Raw genomic sequence first — 9,709 nt, forward strand, 5'->3', positions numbered from 1 at the left:
ATTCCGATACCCATCGATGAACCGGACCATTTCTAACGCCTTGCGACGGAGCTCGGCCCGCAACGTTAAGAAATAGTCAGCTTATCGGTGAACAGCGGCACTAATTCACAGTCGAGTTCACTTACCAGACCATGGAGAGCAGTCGACAAGGTAGATTCATATTCTTTCTTGGATACCGACAGTTACAGACCTTGAGTTTAAGTACCTGCCGTCTTTACGACGCTGCACTGGAAGAGCACATTGCCAAAGGTCCAAGAAGATAACTAAGCGGTCAATGGTATCTGCAAGATGCGGCACACACTCTGCGCCGTGAAGAAATCGAAGTTAGTTGCGAGCGCAGAAGACGTTTGATGGTTTGTGTGTGGGTACCTAACCTGCATGAGGAGATGGGCCAGGATGACTACTGTGGCGGGGCGAGACCTAAGCTGATAAAGCCAAGATTGATGCGATTGAAAAGAAGTTGCTTGCTAACCCTGAAATCGCGAAACTTATTGATGACCTAGGCACGTCGACAGCGGATGCCAACGACCTGGTTCGGGGCATGTTGCAAGCCTTGATTACCAGAGGTTTGAATGCGGAAATGGATGCCCACCTTGGCTACGAGTCTGATGATAGGAATGGCAAAGCTGCAGTTGGGACAGATAATTACCGCAACGGCACCTACTCGAAGACCGTGGATTCCAACTACGGTCCGGTAACTGTTGATGTCCCACGCGATCGGGTGGGAACCTTCTTGCCAACTATGGCCCCTCAAAGGCTCGAGGCGTTTGACCGACGTTGAGTGAGATGATTGTCAGCTTGTACGCCGGTGGGATGACCATCCGCGATATCCAGCACCACATGGCGACCGCGATGCGGGTTGATATCTCCCATGAGACGACTTCTGCGGTTACTGACGCCGTCTTGGATGAAGTTATGGCGTGGCAAAACCGCCAGTGAGATGAGTTCCACCCGGTCATTTTCCTGGATGCACTGCGTATTAAAGTCCGCGACAGCGGCCGGGTTGTCAACAAGTCCGCGTACATGGCAATCAGGGTGGACCTCGACGGGATCAAGCACATTTTGGGTCTGTGGATTGCCAAGGAAGAAGGTGCTTCCTTCTGGGCGCAGGTGTGCTCTAACCTGGTTAATCGTGGGGTTAAAGACGTCTTTATTGTCTGCTGTGACGGGCTGAAAGGCCTACCGGAAGCTGTGGAGGCAACCTAGCCGAACTCTATGGTACAAACCTGCATCGTGCACCTGATACGCGCCGCGAACCGATGGATAGCCTACGGGGCTCGCCGGGCTGTGTCAGCCGCGTTGAAAAAGGCCTACACCGCCACAGACGAGTACACAGCTAAGACGGACTTAGACGAATTCGAGGCTTCCGAGCTGGGTGAGAAGTATCCACGCTCAGTCAAGGTCTGGCAGGGCGCATGGGCGCGGTTTGTCCCGTTTCTGCAGTTCCCACCAGCGTGCCAGCAAGGTCATCTATACGACGAATTCCATTGAATCTTTTAACAACGAATTGCGAAAAGCTACTCGCAGCAGGGTGCAATTCACCAACGATGAATCCGTGCTGAAGATGCTCGCTGTTGTTGATGTTCTGCAACATTGAAGACAAACGCGCTGCAAAGAGAGCAAAGCAGGGCAAACGGGTCTCCGCAGTAGCCGGCAGACTCATGGAAGGAGCCCGAGTATCCGGCTGGAAACAAGCCATCACCCAAATGGCCGTGGCCTTTCCCGGCCGCTTCGACAAATACTTATAAACCCAACCCCACACACAAACAACTTGACACGCCCGCGGCCTCGACAGAGAAAAGGACATTTCGCAGGGCTTATTTAAAAGTCCTAACTTGATTAATGCTGAAAACTATACGTATTTGCTGTTTATCAAACGAAGGTAAGTCCTAACACTGGTCAAGCATTAGTGATTAGCATAAATCGGAAGCACGCAATCATTGCGATCCGGTGCCAGGGCATCTGGCAAGTAGTAGGGCACAAGGGGTAAGTGACACAAAAAGATAGCTAAAATAAGTTGCAAATTATACATATTAGCTGTGTGGAACTTTGAGAAATCATGTAACATTTCGACGGAAGCAGAAGAACTATAAATAGTGCCTGTGTGGCATTGTCAAAGATTGACCAGGCAATTTTAATCTTGAGAAGAGGCTCAATGAAGATACGTAAATTTTGCGGAGTAATAGTTGCGCTCGCCATCGGGGCATCAGGGCTACCGATCGCAGAGGCAGCTCCTGCTTTGCCACCGCTCCCTCAGGAAGGGCCGACGCTGCCGCTTCCCCCATTGCCACAGGCTCCGCCACTTCCCCCACTGCCGCAAACGCCACCGCTTCCAGAGGGAGTGAAGCTGCCGGCGGCACCGGTAAATCTACAGTCACAGCCTCAAGTGAACCAAAATGTCCGGGAATCCTATTTGAGTTTTGGTGACTCCGTAGCGGCCAACCCTACAGCACTAGACATAGCAGTTTACAAGACTAAGAAGAACGTTCCGAGTCTTGAGTGGCCAACCATTCGCGATGGCTCCTGTGCACAAGATCCTAACAACTTTGCAGTTCAAGCGGCTAAGCGTACTGGCTTGCGACTAGAGGACTATTCTTGTCCGGGGGCGACTGCATACGTCGAACCGCACGGAAATGATGCAATCCCCCATGACACAGTACGACAGCAGGTTGAACGAGCAATAGCGGAACGCAAGCTCGATGCGAATACTCGGCTAGTGACTATCAGTGCTGGAGTTAACGACACTTACCAGCCAAATAACTTGCCGTCAATGACTACACAGCCCCAACGAATGGCGCGTTACAACGCGGAGATGACAGGCGCCATTAACCGTGTAAAAAGCGTTGCTCCCAACGCAAAAGTAATTCTTTTGGGAATCCCGGATGAAACAGATGGGCGCAATCATACGTGTGGCTCCAATCTTTTAGGGATTACCAGTCACTGGTATTTCCCGCTTGTTGCCTATTACCAAGATGAGGTGCGAGAACAGCAACGGTTAGCCGCTCTGGATACGGGAAGCGAGTTTCTGGATATGGTCGCAGAGATTTCCTTTCAAAGTGGAAAAAACGGGTGTTCTAATGATCCAGGGCGTTATGGTGCCTCCATCTTTGATGATTCACCGCATAAGTTAGCAGGACATCTCACTGATGCTGGGCACGAATACTATGCTAGGCGTATTGCAGAGACATATCGCTAAGGCAGTCAAATGAGTTAACAGGTAGGCGATGGAAATAGCCACTAACTCCTGTCCACGACTTATGCAATAAAAGACGATTACCTCGTCATAGATACAGAAGGAACGACGATATGACTCCTGAATTTGTAATCACACTAGTCCGTGACTACCCACTCACGACGCCGCTGGTTCATCTAACCGGTACCCTGCGTTTGGACAATTTTTTGGATAGAACCCTGAATGCATGGCCGAGCATTCAACAAGTGCTTCAATTATTCTAGAAGTACACCTACTAGTGTCATTTAACGATCGTTGGACCAAATTCTATGCGTTGGTCCAACTAGAAACTTCAACCCGAGCAGCATTGCTGCACTGTGAAACCAAAGGAGTTTGACTAAATGGTTGGCATTACCCCCAAAGTCTCGAAAGATAACGATATCTCATCTAGACAGGCGGAATTGCCAGGACCCAAGGTCTACCCGTTTGTCGGAACTGCATATTCGGTTGATCCGAACAACATTGTGCAGTCCGCAACTAGGCTTGCTGAAAAGCATGGACGATTTTACCGACAGGTAATCCCAGGAACAACACCTTTCTATGTGGTGAGCTCCTTCGCGCTGGTTGATGAACTATCGGATGAAGCCAGATTCCATAAATTGGTCCACCCGGCTCTGCAAGTAATTCGTAATTTTGCGGGGAATGGACTGTTTACTTCTGAATTTGATGATCCGGATTGGGGGAAGGCCCACCGCATTCTCATGCCAGCGTTCAACCCTTTGGCGTTGCGAAGTATGTATGGCCAAATGACGGACATTGCGGACCAGTTGATGCTAAAGTGGTCGAGAAGTTCTTCAGATGCGGCAATTGACGTTGCTAGTGATTTCACTCGTCTGACGCTCGATACGATCGCGTTATGCTCATTTAGCTATCGGTTTAACTCTTTTTATACAGAAGGTTTTCACCCGTTCGTCAACGCAATGGCAAGAGGCCTACATCATGCTGGCCGAAAAGCACACGCGCTTGAAATTCAAAAAAAGCTTGACCTTTTTGGCGAACACCGTTTCCAGGGGGACATAAAAACCATGGAAGAGACGGTGGATGAGTTGATTTCAGACCGTCGTCGGAACCCCAGCCCTAAGGGTGATGAAGACGTTTTGGACGTAATGATGAACGCTGAGGACCCGTCAACTGGCGAAAAGCTAAGCGACGAGAATCTGCGTTATCAGCTCATTACCTTTCTGATTGCAGGCCACGAGACCACCTCGGGACTTCTAAGTTTTGTGGTGTATGAGTTAATTAAGAATCCGAGCGTATTTAAAAAGGCTCGAAAATTAACTGACAAGGTTCTGAATGGTCGCTTTCCCAAGTATGAAGATCTTAAAGATCTGGGATATCTGGACCAGATTCTACGTGAAGGATTGCGATTGTATCCGACGGCGCCAGCATATGCTGTGACGCCTTATGAAACCACTACAATTGGTGAAAATGGAGGAACGGGCGGCGAACCTGTAACTGTTAATCCAGGTGACACCCTTCTTGTCCTTTTGGGGCACATGCACCGTGATCCGGCAGTGTGGGATAGCCCTGAAGAATTCCGACCAGAGAGGTTTGAATTCGACAATGCAAAAAAAATTCCGCACAACGCATGGAAGCCGTTTGGGAACGGAGAGCGATCCTGCCTAGGCCGAGCATTCGCCATGCAGGAAGCAACAATGGTTCTTGCGTTAATCGTCCAACACTTTGATCTTGAGTTCGCTGATCCGTCATACAATCTGACAATGTTGGATGGTCTCACTTCGAAACCGAAAGATCTATTGATCAACATTGCCCCGCGAGAAAAGTTCCCGTACCGGGGGCGGGGCGGCGAGTCCGAGACCGAAGCCGGTGGATCGATTTCTGGCGAAGAAAGTTTTGACAAAGTCGCAGTTGCCGAGCCGAACGGGCATAAGCTGCGGCTATTCGTTGGCTCCAATGCTGGCACTTCCCGGAACCATGCGAAAAAACTTGCAGCATTTGCAAATTCGCAAGGCTTTGAGACGGAGGTAGCTGACCTAGATGATGCAGTTGATAACTTGCACTCTGGAGACCTTGTAATAATTGCTACCAGTTCCTATGAGGGATTGCCGCCGGAGAATGCGAAGTCGTTTTTCGAGTGGCTGACCACCGGGGACGGTCCTGATCTATCTGGTGTCAACTATGCCGTAGTGGGCAGTGGTAATTCCGAGTGGGCGGAAACGTTCCAACGCGTGCCGTCAGTGATTGATCAGGCTATGGAAACCGCGGGTGCACACCGGCTCGTCGAAAGAGGAGCTGTTGATGTTCGTGGAGACTACCTGTCGGATTTCGCAGGCTGGGAAAAAGAACTCTGGCAAGCAGTTTCAGATCATTTTGATGTCGAAATTGAGGACCAAGGCGAAACTAATTCTGTTCAGATCAAGTACCTGAACGGTGGTAGAGCAGCTTCCTTGTCGATTGATTCGGAGGGCGAATTTGTTGAGGCGGTAGTTCAAAAAGTTGTTAAGCTTTCAACAGCCGCAGACGGACCGATCAACGATAAGTATCAAGTGGATATAGAACTACCTCAAGACGTCAAATATTCTACGGGCGATTACCTTGAAGTACTTCCGCGGAATCCAGAAGTTTCTGTGAATCGAGTGTTGGATCGATTTGGCCTGTCAAGCGAGGCCAGAATAGAGTTGACCGGCAATTCTAATATTCTTCCAGTCGGCCAAGTGATGACTGTTACTGAACTGCTTTCTAACTACGTTGAGCTTGCAACTCCAGTTAGCAAACAGCATATCGGCATTCTACAGCGTAATTGTATGTGCCCGCCGGAAAAGAGGGATTTGGAAATGCTTCTTGAGCCGGGCCCTTATGCTCAGTTGTTAGAGAATAGAACCTCATTGATAGACCTCCTCGAGAAATATCCATCAATTGATTTGAGTTTCGATGAGTATTTGTCACTCCTTGAGCCTCTGAGGCCGCGCCGTTACTCTATTTCATCCTCTTCTTTGGCGTCCAGGAGCCAGGCGTCTCTCACTTTTTCCAAGCTGGAGTCACCAGCTTGGTCGGGCAATGGAGTTTTTTCCGGTGTTGCTTCTAACTTTTTGGCTGGACTAAAACCAGGGTCAAAGATTTGGGTTTCCGTCGTTGATGGGAATCCCCATTTTCGCGCCGACGACGTGGACAAACCAGTGGTGATGATCGGTGCTGGTACGGGGATTGCACCATTAAGGGCTTTCATTGAGGATCGCGCGATTGAATCTCGAACTAGTTCTCGTGCTGTGGAGCCTGTACTACTCTTTTTTGGATGTCACGGGCCAGATTCGGATTACTTGTATCGTGAAGAATTGGAAGGCTGGGAGAGAGAAGGTCTAGTCGATGTTCGGACAGCCTTTTCTAGGCACCCAGAATTGAGCTACGCTCAAGATGAGGTGAAGTACGTCCAAGATCAAGTATATGAGAATCGTCAGGACGTGATGGAATATCTTTCCAAGGGTGCGAGGGTTCTAGTTTGCGGGGATGCGAACAAGGTTGCGCCCTCGGTACGTGAAGTCATGCGAAAGATAGTCGGAGAACAACTGGAGCTAGATGAAAGCGCTGCCGCTGCTGCAGTTGAAAAAATGGAACGAGAATCGTTTACCTATGTCACTGATGCATTTTCTTAAAAATGTATCTAAATAATTTCAATCATGAAAGGAAAAATAATGCCAAGATATACACTGCATCCGGACACTCAGCATGGTGTTCCTAGGAAAGAGGTTCTTCGTCAGTTCCTTTACTTTCTTAATGTCATTCGAAAAAATAACATCTTTGAGTTAGGTTCAGCCCAGGAGGTAAAGGCCGACTTTGAGACTATTCGAAGGTTTGGAACGTTGGAGAGCGGCGCATTGGCGAATACGGCCCGCCGGCATCCTGAACGTTTGGGTCTAGTTGATGACGATGGCGAGTTGACGTATGGCGAGTGCTTCGAACAGGTAACTCGACTAGCGACCGGACTTCACGAAGTCGGTGTAGTGGATGGAAGCAATGTAGCTGTCATGGCGCTAAACGGGCGTGCCGCAATTTTCCCGCTCTGTGCACGTCAGATGGCTGGTTACCACATCTTCATGATTAACGCGAATAGCTCTGGGCCCCAGATTGAACGCGTGCTTGAATTCCATGAAGTTAAAACCCTCATTGTGGACCAATGTTTCTACGAGAGACTTACGGAGACCACTAAAAAGACCTGTGAGATTATTATCGGCCACGTCGATGATAGGGATTCCCTCCCCGAAGGGGTCTTAACTATGCAGGGAGTCATTGAGGCCGGCAGTACTAATTTGAGCCTCTTGCCAGAAAAGCCTACTAAGTCGCAGCATGTCGTCATGACATCGGGTACCACAGGAATGCCGAAAGGCGTGGTGCGCCGCCAGCTTAAGTCGCCCCAGGGGATCGGACCGGTTTTGGACGCTATTCCGTGGCGCCGAGACATGTCTGTTCTTCTTACTGGTGTACTATTTCACTTTTATGGCTGGGGTAATATGCTGTTGTGCCTATTTACAGGTTCGACGATCATTACACAGCGCAACTTCGATTCAGCCAAGGCTCTTGAGCAGGTAGAACGGTATGATGCAGATGCTTGGATCAGCTCCGCGTCACGGATTCGTGGCTTGATAGGTTATTTGGATAGAAACGGTGTGGACCGAGTACCTGGCCTTGAGTTTGTAACGTCGTCGGGTAGTCCCCTCACCCCTTACGAGGTGCAAAAGGTCAATCAAAAGTTCGGGCCCATTTTCCACAACTGTTACGGTTCCACTGAAACTTCTGGTCTCGCAATTTCAGCTGCTGAAGACTTAGCGGCAGACCCAACGTTGACAGGTACTATTCACCCCGGCTCAGTTATTGAGATCCGAAACGATGAGGGGCAGTTGGTCCCCGACGGCGAGGTAGGGGAGATATTCGCAGGTGCCTACGACATGTTTGCCGGTTACACCGATCCATCCATTGAAATTAAGACGCAGAACGGTCTATTGCGTATGGGTGATCGCGGCTATAAAAAGGGAAATAAGTTATACGTCGGTGGCCGCGCGGATGACTTGGTGATTACACAATATGGGGAGAAGATTTTCCCGTCCGAGCTAGAGGACTTACTAATACGAGACACTCGTATTGCAGAGGTGCATGTACACGGTGTCCAAGACCCAGACTTTGGCCAAGCTCTCCGTGCGTACATCATTCGCGAAGACGGTGTGACTGCGGAGGATCTCGCGGAGGACGAAGTCCGCCGGCTGGTCCGCGAAGGCTTGTCTGATGCGCACACCCCTCGCGACGTGTTTTTTGTAGTTGATCTTCCTCGCAACCCAATGGGTAAGGTTATACGCCCCGAGCTTCCTGGCGAGTCGACAGCCTAGAGAGTTAGCCACGCCTATGTTCGATCAAATTTCCTAGCCTATTCTCTCCCGCCGGCTCCCTCGAGGTATGGGAGAGGGGGCTGGTCGGACCTTCCGTTACTAAGATTTCTGAAGGTCCGAGTGGTGGACAGTAATTCAAACCTGGCGCTTTATAGTCAGTTAGAACAACGCTTAATATAGTTTGTTATTCAACTGTCGAGATATTGAGAACATTAATTAGGGTGATTTAACTACCTTTCTTCAAAATGATTGATAGTGGGATCGGCCCTTGAATATGGACTTATTGATGTCCTCTTTTAACTGCGCCCCTGTTGTTCCTATAATTCATTATTTTTTGCGTGGAGGGCTCGGTTGAGGTCGCACTTTTACTACTTTATGATCAAGACTGGAACTCTTGGGTAGCTAATCTGCTGCGGTCCTTTAATCCTGGTGAATAGGTGTACACTTTTATAAATCGTGACCCTTCTCGTAGCTTATCGAAGTTCCGAGGGCATGGCAGTTAAGCCTAAAATGATGTTGGAAAATGGCGATTTCCTTACGGGGTTAAATTGGTCGTGGTCATTGGTGCTCTGATATAGAGAGTAATACCACGGTCTCGGATCGTTATCCGATATTATCGGAGGAGTTTAGGGGATCGCTTGGCACGTTGGGTGATGCCATGTTTCGCTCTTAGCTCGGTTTCGTCCTTCAGGGGATGTAACTGTAGCCTGCGGTAATTCTCGTGCCGGTGCATCTTTAGGTGACCATCGCGGGTACTGAAGGCCCTAGGTTTTGCTCGGTTTGAGTGGCTGGGAAGTTTTATAGTGTCTCAGAGAAGTTTGACCTGGACGGCAAAGGCCGAGTGGTCCACCTTGTTGACGACCGTATCTAGGCGGAGACCTTGTCCACAGATGAAGCATGCAAGAACGACGTGGCACCAAAGCCGTGCGTCTCGTGGTATATTTCCCGGCAAAATCGCAGTTCTCTCGTCGTGAAGGACGCGTCACTGATCCTTTGCCTGAACGTCTTGTTGCAGAGGTGACCATGCCGCGTCGTGAATAAACCATGAGTTGTTACATGCTGGCTCGGCTTTTTGCGTCAGAACTCGATCAAAACCGTTAGAAATGGTCCGGTTCATCGATGGGTATCGGAATCGTGTCAC

The 9,709-nt window shown here is 49.5% G+C and carries 3 protein-coding genes and 1 pseudogene; all 4 read left to right on the plus strand.

The features are described 5' to 3' along the window. Positions 1–396 precede the first annotated feature (396 nt). Positions 397–1,748 (plus strand): annotated as a pseudogene (locus L8V22_RS11325) (IS256 family transposase). A gap of 356 nt (positions 1,749–2,104) precedes the next feature. Next, complete coding sequence (locus L8V22_RS11330) at positions 2,105–3,196, plus strand: GDSL-type esterase/lipase family protein (protein ID WP_269966551.1); 1,092 nt, start codon at positions 2,105–2,107, stop codon at positions 3,194–3,196. Between the two features lie 377 nt (positions 3,197–3,573). Then, a complete protein-coding gene (locus L8V22_RS11335; RefSeq protein WP_238802218.1) occupies positions 3,574–6,843 on the plus strand; it encodes a cytochrome P450 in 3,270 nt (1,089 codons plus the stop codon). 24 nt (positions 6,844–6,867) lie between these two features. Continuing rightward, complete coding sequence (locus L8V22_RS11340; RefSeq protein ID WP_238802217.1) at positions 6,868–8,568, plus strand: AMP-binding protein; 1,701 nt, start codon at positions 6,868–6,870, stop codon at positions 8,566–8,568. Positions 8,569–9,709: the final 1,141 nt, after the last annotated feature.

The sequence above is a fragment of the Corynebacterium yonathiae genome (genome assembly GCF_027570195.1).
Classification (GTDB): Bacteria; Actinomycetota; Actinomycetes; order Mycobacteriales; family Mycobacteriaceae; genus Corynebacterium; species Corynebacterium yonathiae.